We start from the raw sequence: 19,726 nt of genomic DNA on the forward strand, positions 1-19,726 counted from the left end.
CTCTCAGCGGTCGCTTACGCGGCCTCGGTGATGAATTTCACCGCATCGCCGAAGGTCTGGATGTTCTCGGCGGCGTCATCGGGGATCTCGATGCCGAATTCTTCTTCAAAGGCCATGACCAGTTCCACCGTGTCCAGGCTGTCTGCGCCCAGATCGTCGATGAAGGATGCGCCTTCCGTGATCTTGGCTTCGTCCACACCCAGGTGCTCGACGACGATTTTCTTCACCCGATCCGCGATATCGCTCATGATAGTCCTCGTGTTGTTGCGGCCAAGGCTGGCCCTGAAATGTCCCTCGCCCGCCCCCACGGGCCTGCGTGCCGCGCCGAATAGGGGCAATGCGGCCTTACGTCAAGTCCCGTGTGGCCTAGACCATCGCCATACCGCCATTCACATGCAGCACCGCGCCCGTCACATAACCCGCTTCCGGGCTTGCCAGGTAAAGCACAGCGCCCGCAATCTCTTCGGGGGTGCCCATGCGCCCGGTGGGGATGCGGCTATTGATCGCGGCCTTCTGGTCGTCGCTCAGCGCGTCGGTCATGGGGGTGGCGATGAAACCGGGGGCCACGCAATTGACCGTGATCCCGCGCGACGCCACTTCCTGCGCCAGCGCCTTGCTGGCGCCCACAAGCCCGGCCTTGGCCGCGGCATAGTTCATCTGCCCCGGATTGCCGGTTGCTCCCACGACAGAGGTGATATTCACCACCCGCCCCCAGCGCGCCTTCATCATGCCGCGCATGGCCGCGCGCATCAGCTTGGCAGACGCGCTCAGGTTCACGTCGATCACGTCCTGCCATTCCGCATCGGACATGCGCATGGCAAGGTTGTCGCGGGTGATACCGGCATTGTTGACCAGAATATCCACGCCGCCCATCGCGTCGCCTGCCTGTTTGACCAGATCGGCCACGGCAGCGGGGTCGGACAGGTTGCAGGGGACAACATGCGCCCGTTCGCCCAGCTCGGACGCCAGCGCGGCCAGCGGTGCCTCGCGGGTGCCCGACAGCGCCACCGTGGCCCCTGCCCCGTGCAGCGCCCGCGCGATGGCCGCGCCGATCCCGCCCGATGCCCCGGTGATGAGTGCGCGTTTTCCTGTCAGGTCGAACATGGCGGGCCTTTCCCTGTGCTGCGATGTCTTGGTCTTGTCATTTGCCCCTATAGCAAGCCAATGTGCGGCAGGCCAAGGCGAAAGCACATGACATGAGCACTCTGCCCCTTCCCACGCCCGACGCATTGCGCGCGGCCTTCATGGCCGGTGTCGCGGCGGCTGATCCCGGCGCGGGCGTGACGCGCGCGCTGCAACAAGGGCTGTTCCTGCCGCCCAAGGGGCGTCTGTTCCTTGTGGCCATCGGCAAGGCGGCAGGCGCGATGATGGGGGCGGCGCTGGCGCATCTGCCCGCGCCCCATGCCGCGCTGGTCGTGACCAATTACGAGAACGCGGACCCCGTGCCCGGCGCGCGGGTCATGGCGGCGGGCCACCCGGTGCCAGATGAGAACGGGCTGCAAGCGGGGCTTGCGGTGCAAAAGCTGCTGGCGCGGACCACGGCGGATGACGCGGTGCTGGTGCTGGTCTCTGGCGGCGGCTCGGCATTGGTGCCTGCGCCCGTGACGGGCCTGACGCTGGAGGACAAGGCAGAGGTCAACCGCCTGCTGCTGGGCGCGGGTCTGGACATCACCCAGATGAACATGGTGCGTCAGCACCTGTCGCGGCTGAAAGGCGGCGGGCTGCTCCGGCAAGCCGCGCCCGCGCCCGTGACCGCGCTGATCCTGTCGGACGTGATCGGCGACGATCTGCGCGTCATCGCCTCTGGCCCCACGGTCGCGCCCATCTGCACGCGGGCAGAGGCGATGCGCCTGCTGGAAGATCACGGGCTGTGGCCGAAGCTGCCCGACACGGTGCGCGCCGTGCTGCGCCGCGAGGGGGATGACAGCCCCCTGCCCCAAGCCGCGAACCACCTGATCGGGTCGAACGCGCAATCTGTCGCGGCGGCGGCGGCGGCTTTGCCCGGCGCACAGGCCGACCCCACTCCGCTAGAGGGCGACGTGGCAGAGGCCGCTGCGCGCATCATTGCAATGGCGGACCGCCCCGGCGTGACCGTGCTGGGCGGGGAAACCACCGTCACCCTGCGCGGCACGGGCCTAGGCGGGCGCAACCAGGAACTGGCGCTGCGCGTGGCGCAGGCCTTGGCGGGCCGCGAGGGGTGGCGGTTTCTATCCGCCGGCACCGATGGGCGTGACGGGCCGACCGAGGCGGCGGGGGCGCTGGTCGATGGCGCCACGATCCGGCGCATACGCGACGCGGGCGGCGATCCCGACGCGCTTTTGGCCAATAATGACAGCCACGCCGCGCTCAGGCTCGCTGGCGATCTGCTGGTCACGGGCGGGACCGGCACCAATGTGGCCGACCTGCAAATCCTTGCCGTTACTTAGAACACGCCCAAACCCGCGTGCGGCAGTTGCGGCCATTATCCATGCACCAGTTCACGGCGGTGCTTTCGGCCAATTCGCGGTTCCATTCGCGGCCAAAGCCCCATGCGCCGTTATCGGCCACCGCAATCGCCCCGCAGGAATTGTAGAAGGTCTTGACGATTGTGCAGCCCCAGCGGCAGCCGTCCTGGGCGGTGTTATAGGCGTCTTCCTCGGACCATTTGCCATAGGAATAGCCCCATTCGCCCGAAGGCCCGATACCGACAGCCCCCCAACAGTAATCATACCCGCATTCGCCTGCCGCCACAGGCACCGCCTGTAGCCCGATCAGCGCCACAAGCGCCGAAACCGTCAGAGTTATCCGTGCCATCGTGTCAGTCCTTTCGTCCGGGCCACCTTCCAAATTTCCGTAATCGTTGCAAAAGCCTGCGCCCGTTGCGGCACCCGATCAAGAAAAATCGGCCAATGGCGGGCCATTGCAGCGTGGGGTTGAGTGCGGATATTGCAAGCATGGGCCGTGCATCGCGCGCCTAGCCTCTTGCCGCCTTGCAGGCTTTGCCCTATGCGCTTTGGCCATGACACAGCATGATTTCTGCCTCATCATCGACTTCGGCTCTCAGGTCACGCAGCTGATTGCGCGGCGCTTGCGCGAGTGGAATGTCTATTGCGAAATTCACCCGTTCAACACGGTTGATGACGCCTTCCTGACCGCCCGCGCGCCCAAGGCGATCATCCTGTCGGGCGGCCCCGGTTCCGTGCCCGAACCCGGCAGCCCCCGCGCGCCGCAAAAGGTGTTCGAGATGGGCGTGCCCGTCTTCGGCATCTGCTACGGCCAGCAGGTGATGATGGAGCAGTTGGGCGGGCGCGTCGAATCCGGTCATCATGCCGAATTTGGCCGCGCCTATATCGAACCGGCGTCCGGCCATGCGGGAGATACGATCTTCAAGGGTCTGTTCGACGCGGGCCGCGAACAGGTCTGGATGAGCCATGGCGACCGCGTAACCGCCCTTGCCCCCGGCTTTGACGTGATCGCGACCTCGCCCAATGCGCCCTTCGCCATCGTGGGCGACCCGGCGCGCCGCTTCTACGCCGTGCAGTTCCACCCGGAAGTGCACCACACGCCCAAAGGCGCGCAGATGCTGGGCAATTTCCTGACGCTTGCAGGGTTCACCGGCGATTGGACGATGGGCGCTTACCGCGCCGAGGCGATTGCCAAGATCCGCGAACAGGTGGGCGACAAACGCGTCATCTGCGGGTTGTCGGGCGGGGTCGACAGCTCTGTCGCCGCCGTGCTGATCCACGAAGCGATCGGCGACCAGTTGACCTGTGTTTTCGTCGATCACGGCCTGTTGCGCCTGAACGAGGCGGAACAAGTCGTCGCAATGTTCCGCGATAATTACAACATCCCGCTCATCCATGCCGACGAATCCGACCTGTTCCTTGGCGAGTTGGAGGGTGTGAGCGACCCTGAAACCAAGCGCAAGATCATCGGGCGGCTGTTCATCGACGTGTTCCAGAAATACGCCGGGGCCATCGAGGGCGCGGAATTCCTCGCCCAAGGCACGCTTTATCCTGATGTGATCGAATCGGTCAGCTTCTCGGGCGGGCCGTCCGTCACGATCAAATCGCACCACAATGTCGGCGGTCTGCCCGAAAAGATGGGGCTGAAACTGGTCGAACCGCTGCGCGAGTTGTTCAAGGACGAAGTGCGCGCGCTTGGCCGCGAGTTGGGCTTGCCCGCCAGTTTCATCGGCCGCCACCCCTTCCCCGGTCCCGGTCTGGCCATCCGTTGCCCCGGAGAGATCACGCGCGAGAAGCTGGATATCCTGCGCCGCGCCGACGCGGTCTATATCGACCAGATCCGCAAACATGGGCTTTATGACGAGATCTGGCAGGCTTTCGCCGCGATCCTGCCCATGCGCACCGTGGGCGTGATGGGCGACGGGCGGACCTATGATTACGCGCTGGCGCTGCGCGCGGTGACTTCCGTGGATGGGATGACGGCGGATTATTACCCGTTCACCCACGAATTTCTGGGTGAAACCGCGACCCGCATCATCAACGAGGTGCGCGGGATCAACCGGGTCTTCTACGATTGCACCAGCAAACCGCCCGGCACGATCGAACTGGAATAACCGCATCACTTCGGGACCGGGACGCGCTGTTGCGCCCTTCATCCCCTCTTGGACGCCCGCGCACCCGCGCGGGCGTTTGCATGTCACGGCGCTTCATCCGGCTTGCAACGCTGACGCTAGGTTAGCCGTCCCTTGACCCGCGGCAAATGGGCTTTTCCAAGCCAAAACGACATGCTACGCAGGTGGACAGGGCGGATGAACCGCCGGTTCGGCTGATTGCAGAACATAATCAAGAACACTTAGGGAGATTACCAATGAAGAAACTGCTTCTCGCCAGCACCGCGCTGGCGCTTTCCGCAGGCATCGCCTCGGCCCAAGAGGTCAAGATGGGCGTGCTGCTGGGCTATACCGGCCCGATCGAAGACATCACCCCCTACATGGCCGACAGCGCCGAACTGGCCATGAAAGAGGTCAGTGACAGCGGCCTGTTCCTTGGCGGGGCCACCATCACGCCCGTGCGCGCCGATTCGACCTGCGTGGACAGCTCTGCCGCGCAAGCCGCCGCCGAGCGTCTGATCTCGTCCGAAGGCATTGTCGCAATGGTCGGCGCGGATTGCTCTGGCGTGACCATGGCCGTGCTGCAAAACGTGGCCATGTCGGCCGGCGTGCCGATGATCTCGCCCTCGGCGACCTCGCCCGCCTTTACCACGACCGACTCGAACGGTCTGTTCTTCCGCACCGCGCCTTCTGACGCGCGCCAAGGCGAAATCCTGGCCGGGATCGTGCTGGAACGCGGCCTGACCAGCGTGGCTCTGACCCACACCAACAACGACTACGGCTCTGGCTTTGCGACCGCCTTTGCCGAAGCTTACACCGCAGGCGGCGGCACCATCACCACCACCGTGCCGCATGAAGAAGCCAAGGGCGACTACTCGGCCGAAGTGGGCGCGCTGGCGGCTGCTGGCGGCGACGCGCTGGTGATCCTGGGCTACACCGATGGCGGCGGCTCGACCCTGCGCACGGCTTACGAGTTGGGCGCGTTCGACCAGTTCTTCATGGGTGACGGCATGTATGGCGACGCGCTGATCGCCAATACCGGCGAGGCGCTGGAAGGCACCGTTGGCACCATTCCGTGGGCACAGGGCGATGGCGCAGAAGCCTTCAACACCGTGGCCGAAGCCGCTGGCGTGCGCGCTGACAGCAGCTACACCCGCGAAAGCTATGACGCGGCGGCCCTTCTGGCCCTTGCCGCACAGGCCGCTGGCGAAGCAACCCCTGCGGGCATTGCCGCCAACATTCTGGCCGTTGCCAACGCACCGGGCGAGCCGATCCTGCCGGGTGAGCTGGCCAAGGGTCTGGAAATCCTCGCAAATGGTGGCGAGATCGACTATGTCGGCGCAACCAATGTGGAACTGGTCGGCCCCGGCGAAGCCGCGGGCAGCTTCCGCGAGTATGTCGTCGAAAATGGCGAATACAACACCGTGAAGTTCCACTAAGCTTCTGACACAGACCCGGTTTTGCGGCCCTTGGGGAAACCCTTGGGCCGCATCCCTTAAATCGGGGCCACAAACAGGACCAGTGTATCCATGTCCATGATACGGGTGGAAAACCTGCACAAGCATTTCGGCGGCTTTCACGCGGTCGATGGCGCAACGCTGGAAATTGCCGAGCGCTCCATCACAGGGCTGATCGGGCCCAATGGCGCGGGCAAGACGACGCTGTTCAACGTGATCGCGGGCGTGCTGCCGCCCACATCGGGCAAGGTCATCATGCAGGGAGAGGACATTACCGGCCTGCCCCCGCATGAATTGTTCCACAAGGGACTGCTTCGCACCTTCCAGATCGCGCATGAATTCCATTCCATGACCGTGCGCGAGAACCTGATGATGGTGCCGCCGCGCCAATCGGGCGAAAACCTGTGGGATGCTTGGTTTCGCGGTGCGAAAGTGGCGCAGGAAGAGGAAGCCATTCGGCAGCGCGCGAACGAGGTGCTGGAATTCCTGACCATCGACCACATCGCCGATGAAAAGGCAGGCCAGATTTCGGGCGGGCAGAAAAAGCTGCTGGAACTGGGCCGCACCATGATGACAGACGCCAAGATCGTGTTCCTGGACGAGGTCGGCGCAGGCGTGAACCGCACGCTTTTGAACACCATCGCCGATGCCATCGTGCGGCTGAACAAGGAACAGGGCTACACCTTTGTCGTGATCGAACATGACATGGATTTCATCGGCCGCATTTGCGATCCGGTCATCTGCATGGCCGAAGGCAAGGTGCTGGCAGAGGGCACGCTGGACGAGATCAAGGCCAACGAGCAGGTGATCGAGGCCTATCTGGGCACCGGCCTGAAGAACAAGACCAAGGAAGGCGCGGCATGAGAGCGCGCGCCTGTGGCCAAGCGGCGGATTTGAGTATTTGGGGCAAGATGAAATGCGACGAGGTAACTCATGGCTGAGCCTTTCCTGATCGGTGACGCCATGACCGGCGGCTATGGCGGCGCGGATATCCTGCATTCCTGCACCATCGCCGTGGAAAAGGGCGAGATTGCCGTCATCGTCGGCCCCAATGGCGCGGGCAAATCGACCGCGATGAAGGCCGTCTTCGGTATGCTGAAGCTGCGCGAGGGCGCGGTGCGGCTGGAGGGCGAGGATATCACCGCCCTCAGCCCCCAGGCGCGCGTGGCCAAGGGCATGGGCTTCGTGCCGCAAACGAGCAACATCTTCCCCTCTATGAGCGTGGAAGAGAACCTTGAAATGGGCGCCTTCATCCGCCGCGACGACATTCGCGCCACGATGGAGCAGGTCTATGACCTCTTCCCCATCCTGCGCGACAAGCGTGCTCAGGCGGCGGGGGAGTTGTCGGGCGGGCAGCGCCAACAGGTCGCCGTGGGCCGCGCGCTGATGACCAAGCCGAAGGTTCTGATGCTGGATGAGCCGACCGCCGGCGTCAGCCCCATCGTTATGGACGAGCTGTTCGACCGCATCATCGAGATTTCCCGCACCGGGATTTCCATCCTGATGGTGGAACAGAACGCCCGTCAAGCGCTTGAAATCGCTGATAAAGGCTATGTTCTGGTGCAAGGCGCCAACCGCTACACCGACACGGGCCAAGCGCTGCTGGCCGACCCGGATGTGCGCAAATCCTTCTTGGGGGGCTGAGACATGGATTTCCTGAACGCACTCGTCAGCCTGTCGAACTTCATGCTGATCCCGGCGCTGGCCTATGGCAGCCAGTTGGCGCTGGGCGCGCTGGGCATCACGCTGGTCTATTCCATCCTGCGCTTTGCCCATTTCGCCCATGGCGACACCATGGCATTGGGCACGGCGGCCGTGATCGGCGGCACCTTTGCGCTGCAAAGCGCGGGCGTCAACATCGCGCCCTTGCCGACCGCGCTTCTGGCCGTGCCCTTTGGCGTGGTGGCGATGGTGCTGTATCTGCTGGCCGCTGACCGCTTGGTCTATCGCTACTATCGCCGCGTGCGCGCGAAGCCGATGATTTTCGTGATGGCCTCGCTCGGTGTCATGTTCGTGACAAACGGCATCACCCGCCTTTTCATGGGTGTGGGCGAAACCCGGTTCGAGGATGGCGAGCGTTTCGTCTTCAGCGTGCGCGAGTTCCGCGATTTCACCGGGCTGGCTGAAGGGCTTGCGCTGCGCAATGCGCAATTCATCACCATCGTGACCGCGTTGATCGTGATGGTTGCGCTGTTCTGGTTCCTGAACCGCACCCGCGCGGGCAAATCCATGCGCGCCTATTCCGATAACGAGGATCTGGCGCTTCTGTCGGGCATCAACCCCGAGCGCGTGGTCACGATCACATGGGTCATCACCGCGATCCTGCTGGTTCTGGCAGGCACGCTTTACGGGCTGGACAAGGGCTTCCGCGCCTTCAACTATTTCCAACTGCTGCTGCCGATGTTCGCCGCCGCCATCCTTGGCGGGCTGGGCAACCCCTTGGGGGCCATCGTCGGCGCTTATGTCGTGGCATTCGCGGAAATGGGCGTGACCTTCGCATGGCGGCGCGTGGTTAGCTACATGCTGCCGGATGGGATTGAGCCCAGCGGCATGGTCCAGCTTTTGCCGGTCGATTACAAATTCGCCGTGACCTTCGCCATTCTGGTCATCGTGCTGCTGTTCCGGCCCACGGGTATCTTCAAGGGGAAAGTGCTATGAGTGCGCGCGGACCGCTTCTGTTCGCCCTGATGGGGCTGGCCTTGGCCTGTGTGGGCCTGTTCCAAAGCTGGCAATTGGCGATCACCATCCTGAACATGAGCCTGATCTCGGCCATCATGGCCTTGGGCGTGAACATGCAATGGGGCTATGCGGGCCTGTTCAACGTGGGTGTCATGGGCTTTACCGCCGTGGGCGGTCTGGCCGTGGTGCTGGTCGCCCAACCCCCGGTGCCAGAGGCATGGGCCGCCGGGGGTGCAGGCGCGCTCTTGGGCTTGCTTTTGGGCGTGGCGACGATCTTGGCGGCGATTGTCGTCTATCAGCGCCTGCCCAAAGGGCGGATGCGCGGTCTGGCCGTGTTCGCCGTTCTGGCAGTCGGGTATTTCATCACCTCTGCCGTCTTCGGCCCCGCCACGCAGGCGATCGAGGCGGTGAACCCCGCCTCCGAGGGCTACTTGGGCGGGCTTGGCCTGCCGGTCGTTCTGGCATGGCCCGTGGGTGCGCTGTTCGCCGCCGGTGTCGCGTGGATGGTCGGCAAGGTCAGCCTTGGCCTGCGTTCGGATTACTTGGCTATCGCCACGCTCGGCATCTCGGAAATCGTGATCGCCGTGCTGAAATTCGAGGGGTGGATGTCGCGCGGCGTGAACAACGTGACCGGCATTGACCGCCCCGTCGCGCGGCCCGTGGACCTGCAAACGGCGCCCTGGGTTCAATCGCTGGCCGACAGCCTTGGCTGGGACGTGCAGCAAACCGCATCGGTCGTGTCTGGCCTTGGCTATGCGGGCCTGTTCGCGCTGGTCTTGGGCGCGTTGATCTGGCTGTCGGAACGCGCGTGGAATTCGCCTTGGGGCCGGATGATGCGCGCGATCCGCGACAATGAAGTGTCGGCCCGCGCGATGGGCAAGGATGTGAAACAGCGCCATCTGGCCATTTTCGTGCTCGGCTCTGCCGTCTGCGGTCTGGCGGGCGCGATGATGGTGTCGATGGACGGCCAGCTGACGCCAGGCAGCTATGAACCCTTGCGCTTTACCTTCCTGATCTGGGTCATGGTCATCGTCGGCGGGTCCGGCAATAACTGGGGCGCGGTGCTGGGCGGTTTCGTCATCTGGTTCCTTTGGGTGCAGGTCGAACCGGCAGGCCGCTGGTTCATGGAACTGGTCACATCGGGCATGGCCGACGGGTCGGACCTGAAGGATCACCTGCTCGCCTCTGCCAGCTACATGCGGCTTCTGACCATGGGCGTGGCGCTTCTGTTGATGCTGCGCTTCGCGCCGCGCGGTTTGATCCCGGAGAGATGAGCCGCGCGATCCTGCTTCCGGCGGCGGGCGCGTCTTCGCGGATGCGGGGGCGTGACAAGCTGCTGAAAGAGGTGGACGGTGTGGCGCTCTTGCGCCGCTCTGCCATGCGGGCCTTGGCGACAGGTGCGGCTGTGGCCGTGACCCTGCCCCTTGCCAGCGCGCGCATAGCGGCGCTGGATGGCCTGCGCCTGACACTTCTTGACATAGACGCGACCGAAGGCATGGCCGCAAGCCTGCGCGCGGGGGGCGCTTGGGCAGAGGGGCTGGGGACAAGCGCGCTGATGATCGCCCTGCCCGATATGCCCGATATTACCACCGATGACATGACCGCTCTTTTCGCGGCGCATGATTTGGCCCCAGCCACCCCGCTGCGCGCCACCACCGAAGATGGCCGTCCCGGCCACCCGGTCATCCTGCCGCAAGCAGTGTTCCCGGCGGTGCAACGCTTGTCCGGCGACCAAGGCGCGCGGGCGATCCTGGCCGATCTCCCGCCGCGCCTGCACTCTTTGCCCGGCCAGCGCGCCCTGACCGATCTGGACACGCCAGAGGCCTGGACGGCGTGGCGCGAACAGTCTTAATCGCGTTTGCCGAACAGCACTTTCTGTGCCTCTTTATCGCTGGTCACATCGCTGCGCTGATCCGCCGCCAGCGCGCGGCCTTTCTGGACTGCCGGGCGCGCACCGACCTCATCCAGCCAGCGTTTCAGGTTCGGCTTGTCGTCAAGTGTCTGCGCCTGCCCTTCCCAGAGCGACGCCCAGCCCCAGATCGCCATATCGGCAATCGAGTAGAAATCGCCCGCGACATACCGGTTATCTGCCAGTTGCTTGTCCAGCACCTTGTAAAGCCGCGCGACCTCGTTGCGGTAGCGGTCCTTGGCATAGGGCAGATCGTTCGGCGGCTCCATCGCGGGGGCGTATTTCAGGAAGTGATGCGCCTGCCCCGCCATCGGGCCAAGCCCGCCCATCTGCCACATCAACCATTGATCGACCGCGATTCGGTCGCGCTCTGTCGACCCGTAGAACTGCCCTGTCTTGCGCGCCAGATATTGCAGGATCGCGCCGGATTCGAAAATAGAGATCGGCTTGCCATCCGGCCCGTCCGGATCCACGATCGCGGGCATCCGGTTGTTCGGTGCGATCTTCAGGAACTCTGGCTTGAACTGGTCGCCCGCGCCGATATTCACGAAATGGGTGTTATAGGGCAGTCCCATCTCTTCCAGCGCGATGGAGATTTTCCAACCGTTCGGCGTGGGCCAATAGTGCAACTTGATGGTCATGATCCGTCCTTTGCTATAGCGTTGGTTCACAAGCTAAGGGTTCGGGGCGGGCTGTCCAAGTGTTACCAAGAAATTTGTCACGCGCCTGCCATGTGCGCGCACGCACATATCAGGCGGAACGCAACTCTGATCTGGGAGATAAGTGTCGGCTGACCTCTGCTTGGATGCGCGCATCATTCCAGTCTGGATAAACCTCTAGCATCGGGATACCCGCACGGCGCAGCGCTTCGCGTTTGACCGCGTCCCGAATAAAAGTCGTGTGCTTGCCATAGTGGCCAGCCCCCTGCACCTCTATAGCCAGTGCAACAAACCCTGCCCGGTCTATGACCGCAATGTCCAGCCGCTTGGAATTGATCGAGGCATGGGCGCGCCGGTCTGCAATCGGATCGCTGGTTTTGGTCGCACCCAGAACCTCGCCAAGGCTTGTCTGGGCCATAAGGCGGTATCCAAAAGGCAAAACGGATTCCACCGCCCGAAACACGGTGAATTCTGTCTGATTCATCAAACGCTTGCGTTGGAACTTGGCGCTGGTGATCGCGCGCAGCTGTTCTGCGGGGTCGTGAAGGTTGCCGCTATGGCTGACCTTGTTGCCGAAACTGCGCCGATACCTGCGCTTGCGAAACAGCGGTGTGGCAACCAGTGAGAATACCAGAATCGGCAGAATGAACCAATACTCGGCCCAAAGAAGGCCAAACAGGTCGCTGCCGGGAATATCGGCGGTTTGTGTATCAATCCATTTCATCGCCACATGATAGCCTGAGAACTAGGCGGAAATGCGGCACGAAAAAAACGCCCCGACCACAATGGCGGGGCGTTTTTGTAACCTTGGGGCCGGTCAGATCAACCAGCCGCCGCCACAGCCCGCCGGGTCATCACACCAACCAGATGCGCGCGGTAGGCGGCTGTCCCGTGCAGGTCGGCTATCATCTCGTCCGGGGAACAGGCCAGCCCCGCGATGGCATCGGCGCTGAAATCTGACGACAGCGCCGCCTCTGCCTCTGCCCAGCGGAAGACGCCGTTTTCCGACGCGCCCGTGATCGCCACCCGCACGCCGCTCTCAAAGCGCGCCACAAAAGCAGCGGTCAGGGCGAAGCGTGACGCGGGTTGCACGAATTTGGCATAGGCCGAGGCTTGCGGGATCGGGAAGCGCACGGCGGTGATGATCTCGCCTTCCTCCAGCGCGGTGGTGAACATGCCCTGGAAGTAATCATCCGCGCCAATCTCGCGCCGGTCGGTCACGATGGTCGCCCCCGTGCCGAGCGCCGCCGCCGGGTAGCAGGCCGACGGGTCGTTATTCGCCAGACTGCCGCCGATGGTGCCCCGGTTGCGCACCGCCGGATCGCCGATCTGGCCGGCAAGGGCTGCCAGACCGGGGAAATCGGCAGCCGCATCGCGGGCAACCTGCGCGTGGGTCGTGGCCGCGCCGATGACCAGCATGTCGCCTTCCCGGCAGACGCCGACCAGTTCGGGAATACCCGTCAGGCTGACCAGCGTTCCGGGCGCGTTCAGCCGCGCCTTCATCGACGGAATAAGGGTTTGCCCGCCCGACAGGGGCTGCGCATCCTCGCCCGCTAGGGCCGCGACGGCATCGGCAATGCTCGACGGTTTTACGAAGTCGAAATTATACATGGTGTGCTCTCCCTCAACCGTTCATCGCGGCCCAGACGCGCGAGGGCGTCAGCGGCATGTCTATATGCTTCACATGGGTGTGGCCCGCGCGGTGCAGCGCATCTATCGCGGCATTGACCACGGCAGGTGGGCTGCCGATGGCCCCGGCCTCGCCACAGCCTTTCACACCCAGCGGGTTATGGGTGCAGGGCGTGATGCAGCTATGATCCACCGTGAAGCCCCGCACGTCATCGGCACGCGGCATGGCGTAATCCATGTAGCTGCCCGACAGAAGCTGACCCTGATCGTCATAGACGCAGTTTTCCAAGAGCGCCTGACCGATGCCTTGGGCCAAGCCCCCATGCACCTGCCCCTCGACGATCATCGGGTTCACGATATTGCCGAAATCGTCAGCCGCGATGAAGCGCAGGATGTCGATCTTCCCGGTCTCCGGGTCCAGTTCGATCTCGCAGCCATAGGCGCCCGAGGGGTAGGTGAAGTTCGACGGGTCGTAAAACGCCGTTTCCTCCAGCCCCGGTTCCAGATCTTCCAGCGGGTAGTTGTGCGGCACATAGGCCGCCAAGGTGACACCCGACCAATCGACCGATTTGTCGGTGCCTGCCACGCTGAACTTGCCGTCTTTCAGCTCGATATCTTCAGGCGCGGCTTCCAGCAGGTGGGCGGCGATCTTCTTGGCCTTGTCGATCACCTTGTTCGTGGCTTTGACAATGGCAGAGCCACCGACCGCCAAGGACCGAGAGCCATAGGTGCCCATGCCCATCGGCGTGTTCGAGGTGTCGCCATGGTGGATTTCGATACTGTTCGCATCCACCCCGATCATATCCGCCACGACCTGCGCAAAGGTCGTTTCATGCCCCTGCCCGTGGCTGTGGCTGCCGGTATAGACGCTGATCGACCCGGTGGCATTGACCCGAACAGAGGCCGATTCGTATAGCCCCGCGCGCGCGCCCAATTGGCCGACAAGGTTCGAGGGCGCGATGCCGCAAGCCTCGATGTAATGCGCGATGCCAAAGCCCCGCAGCTTGCCACGCGCCGCACTTTCCGCGCGCCGCGCTTCAAAGCCTGCGCAATCGGCAAGCTCCAGCATCTTGTCCAGGGTGGCGTGGTAATTGCCCGTGTCATAGACCACGGCGACCGGGGTCTGATACGGAAACTCCTCTGGCTTGATGAAGTTCTTGCGGCGCAGCTCGATCGGGTCCACGCCCAACTCGCGCGCGGCCTTGTCGACAAGCCGCTCGATTTGGAATGTCGCCTCTGGCCGCCCGGCCCCGCGATAGGCATCGACCGGGACAGTGTTGGTGAACACGGCCTTGACGTTCACATAGATCAGCGGGGTCTTGTAGTTCCCGGCCATCAGCGTGCCATGCAGCCACGTGGGGATGGACGGCGCGAAGGTGGACAGATACGCGCCCATATTGGCATAGGTTTCCGTGCGCAGCGCGATAAAGTTATGGTCCGCATCCAGCGCCAGTTCGATCTTGGTCTTGTGATCGCGGCCATGCGCGTCAGAGATAAACGCCTCGGACCGCGACGAGGTCCATTTCACCGGCCGCTTCAAGACCTTGGCGGCATAGGTGCAAAACGCCTCTTCCGCGTAATGGTAGATCTTGGACCCAAAGCCCCCGCCCACATCGGGCGCGACAACGCGCAGCTTGTGTTCGGGAATGTTCAGCACGAACGCGCCCATCAGCAGGCGGATGACATGCGGGTTCTGGCTGGTGGTATAAAGCGTGTGACTGTCGCCCCATGGGTCGTAATCGCCGACGGCGACGCGCGGCTCCATCGGGTTGGCAACAAGGCGGTTGTTGGTCAACTCCAGGCTGACGACATGCGCGGCCTTCTCGAAGGCTTCGTTCACGGCGGCCTTGTTGTCCTCGACAAAACCCCAATCATAGCAGAGGTTCGAGGTCAGATCGTCATGCACCTTGGGCGCGTCCGGCTCCAGCGCGCGGACCATGTCGACGACCGGCTCAAGCTCTTCAATGTCCACCTCGATCGCTTCAGCCGCGTCGCGGGCCTGCGCGTAGGTTTCGGCCACGACCGCACAGATCGGGTCGCCCACATGGCGCACCTTGCCCTCGGCCAGAATCGGGTGCTTGGGCTCTTGCATGGGGTTCCCGAAGCGGTCCGTCACTTGCCAGCCGCAGGGAATGCCCCCCGCACTTGCAAAATCGGCGGCAGTAAAGACCTTGAGCACGCCATCCATCGCCTCGGCGGCAGAGGCGTCGATCCCCTTGATCCGCCCATGCGCCACGTCCGAGCGCAGGAAATGCACATAGGTCTGGCCGCGCAAGTTGATGTCGTCGGTGTATTTGCCGTTCCCCGTCAGGAACCGCGTGTCCTCGCGCCGCTTCACGCTGGCGCCGATGCCGTCATCCTTTGGCATGTCTCTCTCCCTGAAAATGCGTGATCTTATTCGGCGGCCAGCGCGCCCACATCCTGACCCGACGCGGCCATCACCGCGCGGACAATGTTCTGATACCCGGTGCAGCGGCAGATATTGCCCTCCAGGTAATGGCGCACCTCTTCCTCGGTGGGTTTCGGGTTCTCGGCCAGAAGTGCGGCCGTGCTCATCACCATGCCCGGTGTGCAATAGCCGCATTGCAGCCCGTGATAGTCCTGAAACGCCTGCTGGATGCGGCCAAGGCTGCCATCCGGGTTGGCCATGCCTTCGACGGTCGTCACCTCGGCCCCGTCCAGATCGGCGGCGAATGCCGTGCAGGATTTCACCGCCTGCCCGTTCACCAGCACCACGCAGGCACCGCATTGGCTGGTGTCACAGCCGACATGCGTGCCGGTCAGCTCCAGCCCGTCGCGCAGGAAGCTCGACAAAAGTGTGCGCCCTTCCACCTCGGCCGATCTTGCACGACCGTTCACCGTCATCGTTACCTTGCCCATCTGGTTCCTCCCATCCTTGGCTTTGGGCAGAGTGAACCATGAAACCCGCGCCCGCGCCTATACGACCTTGGGTGTAGCCTGACCCTCGCGCTTTACTCTGCCCCGCCGCTCGGCCAATATGCGCGGGTTGCAGCAACAGCCGGGGGCGCCATGCGCAAGTTCCTTGTCATCCTTGATGACAGCCGCGAATGCCTGAATGCCATGCGCTTCGCCGCGATGCGGGCCGCGAACACGCATGGCCAAGTGCAAATCCTGTCGATCATCTCTCCCGAGGAGTTCAAGGGCTTCATGGGGGTGGCCGACGTGATGCGCGCAGAAACCCGCGAGCGGATCGAGGCGCATTACGAGGTCTTTGCCAAATGGATGCGCGACCGTCAGGGCGTGGACCCCGAACTGGTCATCCGCGAGGGCGAGGCCGTGGCCGAGATCCTTGCGCAGATCCATGACGACCCCGAAATCGGCATTCTGGTCCTTGGCGCGGGAAGCGAGGGCAACAATCCCGGCCCGCTGGTCACGCAATTGACCCGGTCCTCCGGGACGCTGCCGGTGCCGATTACCATCGTGCCCGGCGAGTTGACCCGCGACCGGCTGGAAGCGATCTGCAAAAGCTGACGCGGCGCGCAAGCGGCGCAACAAGCGCCATGAGTATTTCTAGCAAGATGAAAGTAACAAGGAGCAGCCCATGAGATTGGTGCGGTTCGGCCCTGCCGGGCAAGAAAAGCCGGGGCTTTTGGCACAAGACGGCACGCTGCGCGACCTGTCGGGGCTGGTGCCCGATTTCGCAGGCGACGCGGTGTCGATCCCGGCCTTGGCCGCGCTGGCCGCGCGCGATCTGACTACCGCCCCCGTGGTCGAGGGCACTCCGCGTCTTGGCCCGCCCTTGGCATGGGTGCCGAATTTCTACTGCATCGGGCTGAACTATGCCGCGCACGCGGCAGAAACCGGCGCGGCAACACCGACCGAGCCGGTGGTCTTCTCCAAGGCCACATCCTCGCTCGCCGGGCCGGAAGATGACATCCTCATCCCCAAGGGCGCGGCCTGCGTGGATTGGGAGGTGGAACTGGGCGTCGTGATCGGCGCGCCCGCGCTAAACATCGCGGCGGCCGACGCGCTCGACCATGTGGCGGGCTATGTCGCGGTCAATGACGTGTCAGAGCGCAGCTTTCAGAAAGAGCGTGGGGGCCAGTGGATAAAGGGCAAATCCGCGCCCTCTTTCGGCAAGATCGGGCCGTGGTTCGTGACACGCGACGCAGTTGCGGACCCGCAAAACCTCGACCTGTCTCTGTCGGTAAGCGGCGCGGTGCGGCAGGCGTCGAACACCAGCGACATGATTTTTTCTGTAGCGGAAATAGTGGCTTACATGTCGACCTTCATGCGCCTGATGCCCGGCGATGTGATCGCGACGGGCACGCCCTCTGGTGTGGGTCTGGGCATGACGCCGCCGCAATACCTAGCACCGGGCGAAAGAGTGACGCTAGAGGTCGCGGGCCTTGGGCGGCAATCATCGAACGTGGTGGCGGCCTGAAACGGCCGCCGCCCTGCGTCAGGCCGCGCTGAGCATCTGCGCGATTTCATCCTTGAGCGCCAGACGCTCGCGGCGCATCTGCGATTCTGTCGCTTCCGCCACCGGCTCTACATTGGTTTCAGCGCGGTGAATCGCGCGGTTCACCTCGTGATAGCTGTCACACAGCTTGGCGAAATGCGGGTTTTCCTGTTTCAGACGGTGCAGCGCATCGGTCTGGGTCGGGAACTCCTCTGCCAATTCATGCGGGGTGTGGGACATGTTCGCTCTCCTCTATATGTTACAAGAGGAATCTAACGCATGCTCCTACCCGTGCCTTGATCTGGCGCAATCAGCGGCGGCCTTGCCAGACCTGGTAGAGCCACAGAAGCGCCAATGACCCCAAAAGCGCCAGAACGAAGCCACCGATCCACCCAGCCGAGGTCATCAGGAAGCGAAAGCCCAATCCGCCGATAACCGCGCCCAGAACGCCGATCACCATCGCGGTGGGCAAATCGGTATTCATCCGCATCAGCCGCGTGGCCAGCACACCTGCCAGCGCCCCCACGACAATAAGCAGCACGACAGGCATCTAGGCGCCCGTCTGCGCGGCGATCTCTGCGCGGGTCTGGCGGCCGCGTTCGGTCGCGGATTTCAACTGCCCGCAAGCGGCCATGATGTCTTCGCCGCGCGGGGTGCGGATGGGGCTGGCATAGCCCGCCTTGTGGACGATATCGGCAAAGGCCTCTATCCGCGCCCAGTCAGAACGCTGATACGGCGCGCCGGGCCATTCGTTGAACGGGATCAGGTTGATCTTGGCCGGAATGCCCGCGATCAGCCGCACAAGGCGGCGCGCATCGGCATCGGTATCGTTCACATCCTTCAGCATGACATATTCGAACGTGATCCGCTCGGAATTCGACAGCCGTGGATAATCGCGCAATGCGTCCAGCAATGTCTTGATATTCCAGCGTTTGTTGATAGGCACCAGCTTGTCGCGCACCTCGTCCGTGGTGGCGTGAAAGCTGATCGCCAGAAGGCAACCGATTTCTTCGGCGGTGCGTGCGATCTCTGGCACAACGCCCGATGTGGACAGCGTGATCCGGCGGCGCGAGATCGACAGCCCCTCGCCATCCATCACGACCTTCATCGCATCGCGGACATTGTCGAAATTGTACAGCGGCTCTCCCATGCCCATCAGCACCACGTTGCTGACAAGGCGGGTTTCATCCTTGGGCTGGCCGGGTTCGGGCCATTCGTTCAGATCGTCGCGCGCGACCAGAACCTGCCCCACGATTTCCGCCGCGGTCAGATTGCGCACCAGTTTTTGCGTGCCAGTGTGGCAGAAAGAGCAGGTCAGCGTGCAGCCAACTTGGCTGGAAATACAAAGGGTTCCACGATTTTCTTCAGGTATGTAGACCGCTTCCACCTCGTGCCCGCCGGCAATGCGCAACAGGTATTTACGCGTGCCGTCCTCGGAAATCTGCCGCGTCACGATTTCGGGCCGGGCGATGGTGAAAGCGGCATCCAGTTGCTCGCGGTAGGCTTTGGCCAAATTGGTCATGGCCGCGAAATCCTGCACGCCCCAATGGTAGATCCATTGCCAGATCTGCCCCACGCGCATCTTGACCTGCCGCTCGGGCGTGCCGATCTCGGTCAGCGCATCGGCCAGTTGCGCGCGGGTCAGCCCCACAAGGTTGCGCTTGCCGCCCTCTGGCAGTTTGCGCGGGATGGTCAGAACATCTTGGGTGATGGGGGCGTGCGGGCTCATGGCGGGGCTTTCCGGATAAATCTGGTCCGTAATATAGCAAAACCGCCCGGAAAGGACAGTCCGGGCGGCGTCAATCGTGGAACGTGGCAGCGTTACTCAGCGCATTGGCGCTGCGCTTCTTCCGTGGCGGCGGTAAAGCCGAACAGCGAGAAGGTATCACGCGTATCGGTCCCGCGCGACGAACGGGCGGTCAGCACCGCTTCGGCCCCGGCGCGCAGCGTGGCGAAGATGCGCGCGTCATCCTCGGCCGAGCCCGACCATGCCCATTCGCCATCGACGAACAACTGGTATTCGGTTGTGCCGACGGTCAGACCAACGGTCGAATCCGGCGCGAATGGATAACCGCCCGTGAACGAAATTTCGGGCGTGGTTTGTCCGGGGCGATAGGTGGCGAACAACAGGATGTCGCCGCGCCGCACCTGCACAGGGTTGCCGCCACGGGTGTTGACCGTCTCGCGCGGGGCGGACACGGCCCAGCATTCCTTGGGGCTGGGTTCGACAAACACGCTCCAGGCCGTGTCGGCCGCGACCCGGTTGGTCGATTCCTGCGCCTGTGCCGCGCCACCTGCGACGACCGCGGCCAGAACCGCCCCTGCCGCCATTACCGCCCGGTTTCTTGCGTGAAACACCATCTGGTCGCTTGCCTCCGAACTGAATGATCTTCTAGATCATGCCTGACACTTGCC

Annotated in this window: 22 protein-coding genes; 10 read left to right on the top strand and 12 right to left on the bottom strand. The window is 63.5% G+C overall.

The annotated features are described in order from the left end of the window. Positions 1-14 precede the first annotated feature (14 nt). Positions 15-248, bottom strand: a complete 234-nt coding sequence (locus J1C52_RS03530) for an acyl carrier protein (protein ID WP_072245938.1) — start codon at positions 246-248, stop codon at positions 15-17. A 118-nt stretch (positions 249-366) separates the two neighbouring features. Continuing rightward, entirely contained in the window at positions 367-1,104 is a 738-nt protein-coding gene (fabG, locus tag J1C52_RS03535; protein WP_227426546.1) for a 3-oxoacyl-[acyl-carrier-protein] reductase, read from the bottom strand. A gap of 92 nt (positions 1,105-1,196) precedes the next feature. Here fabG and J1C52_RS03540 point away from each other — a divergent pair, with 92 nt between their 5' ends. Then, positions 1,197-2,426 (top strand): glycerate kinase type-2 family protein, encoded by a 1,230-nt coding sequence (locus J1C52_RS03540; RefSeq protein ID WP_227426547.1) that lies wholly within the window; start codon positions 1,197-1,199, stop codon positions 2,424-2,426. Here the strand turns inward: J1C52_RS03540 and J1C52_RS03545 are convergent. Next, positions 2,419-2,793 (bottom strand): DUF4189 domain-containing protein, encoded by a 375-nt coding sequence (locus J1C52_RS03545; RefSeq protein WP_227426548.1) that lies wholly within the window; start codon positions 2,791-2,793, stop codon positions 2,419-2,421. The two genes, J1C52_RS03540 and J1C52_RS03545, sit on opposite strands and share 8 nt — an antisense overlap. A gap of 205 nt (positions 2,794-2,998) precedes the next feature. On the opposite strand from J1C52_RS03545, the gene guaA reads away from it, so the two are divergent. From guaA to J1C52_RS03580, 7 genes are all read left to right on the top strand, one after another. Then, positions 2,999-4,558: a glutamine-hydrolyzing GMP synthase gene (gene guaA / locus J1C52_RS03550; protein WP_227426549.1), complete on the top strand. Its 1,560-nt coding sequence runs from the start codon at positions 2,999-3,001 to the stop codon at positions 4,556-4,558. Between the two features lie 254 nt (positions 4,559-4,812). After that, the gene (locus J1C52_RS03555) at positions 4,813-5,994 is read left to right on the top strand and encodes an ABC transporter substrate-binding protein (RefSeq protein ID WP_227426550.1); all 1,182 of its coding nucleotides are present in this window, start codon (positions 4,813-4,815) and stop codon (positions 5,992-5,994) included. 96 nt (positions 5,995-6,090) lie between these two features. Continuing rightward, positions 6,091-6,876 carry an ABC transporter ATP-binding protein gene (locus J1C52_RS03560; protein WP_227426666.1) on the top strand — a complete coding sequence of 262 codons (786 nt, stop codon included), beginning with the start codon at positions 6,091-6,093 and terminating at the stop codon, positions 6,874-6,876. 69 nt (positions 6,877-6,945) lie between these two features. Continuing rightward, positions 6,946-7,656 carry an ABC transporter ATP-binding protein gene (locus tag J1C52_RS03565; protein WP_227426551.1) on the top strand — a complete coding sequence of 237 codons (711 nt, stop codon included), beginning with the start codon at positions 6,946-6,948 and terminating at the stop codon, positions 7,654-7,656. A 3-nt stretch (positions 7,657-7,659) separates the two neighbouring features. Beyond that, the gene (locus J1C52_RS03570) at positions 7,660-8,670 is read left to right on the top strand and encodes a branched-chain amino acid ABC transporter permease (protein ID WP_227426552.1); all 1,011 of its coding nucleotides are present in this window, start codon (positions 7,660-7,662) and stop codon (positions 8,668-8,670) included. Next, positions 8,667-9,965, top strand: coding sequence for a branched-chain amino acid ABC transporter permease (locus tag J1C52_RS03575; protein WP_227426553.1), 1,299 nt, complete (start codon positions 8,667-8,669; stop codon positions 9,963-9,965). Before J1C52_RS03570 ends, J1C52_RS03575 begins: the two co-directional genes overlap by 4 nt. Then, positions 9,962-10,543: a nucleotidyltransferase family protein gene (locus tag J1C52_RS03580; RefSeq protein ID WP_227426554.1), complete on the top strand. Its 582-nt coding sequence runs from the start codon at positions 9,962-9,964 to the stop codon at positions 10,541-10,543. Before J1C52_RS03575 ends, J1C52_RS03580 begins: the two co-directional genes overlap by 4 nt. Here J1C52_RS03580 and J1C52_RS03585 read toward each other — a convergent pair. The 5 genes from J1C52_RS03585 to J1C52_RS03605 form a co-directional block, all read right to left on the bottom strand. After that, positions 10,540-11,241 (bottom strand): glutathione S-transferase N-terminal domain-containing protein, encoded by a 702-nt coding sequence (locus tag J1C52_RS03585; RefSeq protein WP_227426555.1) that lies wholly within the window; start codon positions 11,239-11,241, stop codon positions 10,540-10,542. The two genes, J1C52_RS03580 and J1C52_RS03585, sit on opposite strands and share 4 nt — an antisense overlap. A gap of 109 nt (positions 11,242-11,350) precedes the next feature. Then, positions 11,351-11,983, bottom strand: coding sequence for a DUF2726 domain-containing protein (locus J1C52_RS03590; RefSeq protein ID WP_227426556.1), 633 nt, complete (start codon positions 11,981-11,983; stop codon positions 11,351-11,353). A 98-nt stretch (positions 11,984-12,081) separates the two neighbouring features. Continuing rightward, a complete protein-coding gene (locus tag J1C52_RS03595; RefSeq protein ID WP_227426557.1) occupies positions 12,082-12,870 on the bottom strand; it encodes an FAD binding domain-containing protein in 789 nt (262 codons plus the stop codon). Between the two features lie 13 nt (positions 12,871-12,883). Beyond that, a complete protein-coding gene (locus J1C52_RS03600; protein WP_227426558.1) occupies positions 12,884-15,256 on the bottom strand; it encodes a xanthine dehydrogenase family protein molybdopterin-binding subunit in 2,373 nt (790 codons plus the stop codon). 26 nt (positions 15,257-15,282) lie between these two features. Further along, positions 15,283-15,768, bottom strand: a complete 486-nt coding sequence (locus J1C52_RS03605; protein ID WP_227426559.1) for a (2Fe-2S)-binding protein — start codon at positions 15,766-15,768, stop codon at positions 15,283-15,285. A gap of 150 nt (positions 15,769-15,918) precedes the next feature. Here J1C52_RS03605 and J1C52_RS03610 point away from each other — a divergent pair, with 150 nt between their 5' ends. Together J1C52_RS03610 and J1C52_RS03615 are read left to right on the top strand one after the other, a co-directional pair. Further along, the gene (locus J1C52_RS03610; RefSeq protein WP_227426560.1) at positions 15,919-16,380 is read left to right on the top strand and encodes a universal stress protein; all 462 of its coding nucleotides are present in this window, start codon (positions 15,919-15,921) and stop codon (positions 16,378-16,380) included. Between the two features lie 70 nt (positions 16,381-16,450). Then, the gene (locus J1C52_RS03615) at positions 16,451-17,293 is read left to right on the top strand and encodes a fumarylacetoacetate hydrolase family protein (RefSeq protein WP_227426561.1); all 843 of its coding nucleotides are present in this window, start codon (positions 16,451-16,453) and stop codon (positions 17,291-17,293) included. 18 nt (positions 17,294-17,311) lie between these two features. On the opposite strand, the gene J1C52_RS03620 is transcribed toward J1C52_RS03615, so the two are convergent. The 4 genes from J1C52_RS03620 to J1C52_RS03635 form a co-directional block, all read right to left on the bottom strand. Next, the gene (locus tag J1C52_RS03620; protein ID WP_227426562.1) at positions 17,312-17,551 is read right to left on the bottom strand and encodes a YdcH family protein; all 240 of its coding nucleotides are present in this window, start codon (positions 17,549-17,551) and stop codon (positions 17,312-17,314) included. 70 nt (positions 17,552-17,621) lie between these two features. Continuing rightward, a complete protein-coding gene (locus J1C52_RS03625) occupies positions 17,622-17,861 on the bottom strand; it encodes a GlsB/YeaQ/YmgE family stress response membrane protein (RefSeq protein ID WP_227426563.1) in 240 nt (79 codons plus the stop codon). Further along, entirely contained in the window at positions 17,862-19,040 is a 1,179-nt protein-coding gene (rlmN, locus tag J1C52_RS03630) for a 23S rRNA (adenine(2503)-C(2))-methyltransferase RlmN (RefSeq protein ID WP_227426564.1), read from the bottom strand. A 92-nt stretch (positions 19,041-19,132) separates the two neighbouring features. Next, positions 19,133-19,672, bottom strand: coding sequence for a hypothetical protein (locus J1C52_RS03635; protein ID WP_255618362.1), 540 nt, complete (start codon positions 19,670-19,672; stop codon positions 19,133-19,135). Between the last annotated feature and the right edge of the window lie 54 nt (positions 19,673-19,726).

The sequence above is a fragment of the Roseibaca sp. Y0-43 genome, assembly GCF_020667835.1.
Lineage (GTDB): Bacteria > Pseudomonadota > Alphaproteobacteria > Rhodobacterales > Rhodobacteraceae > Roseinatronobacter.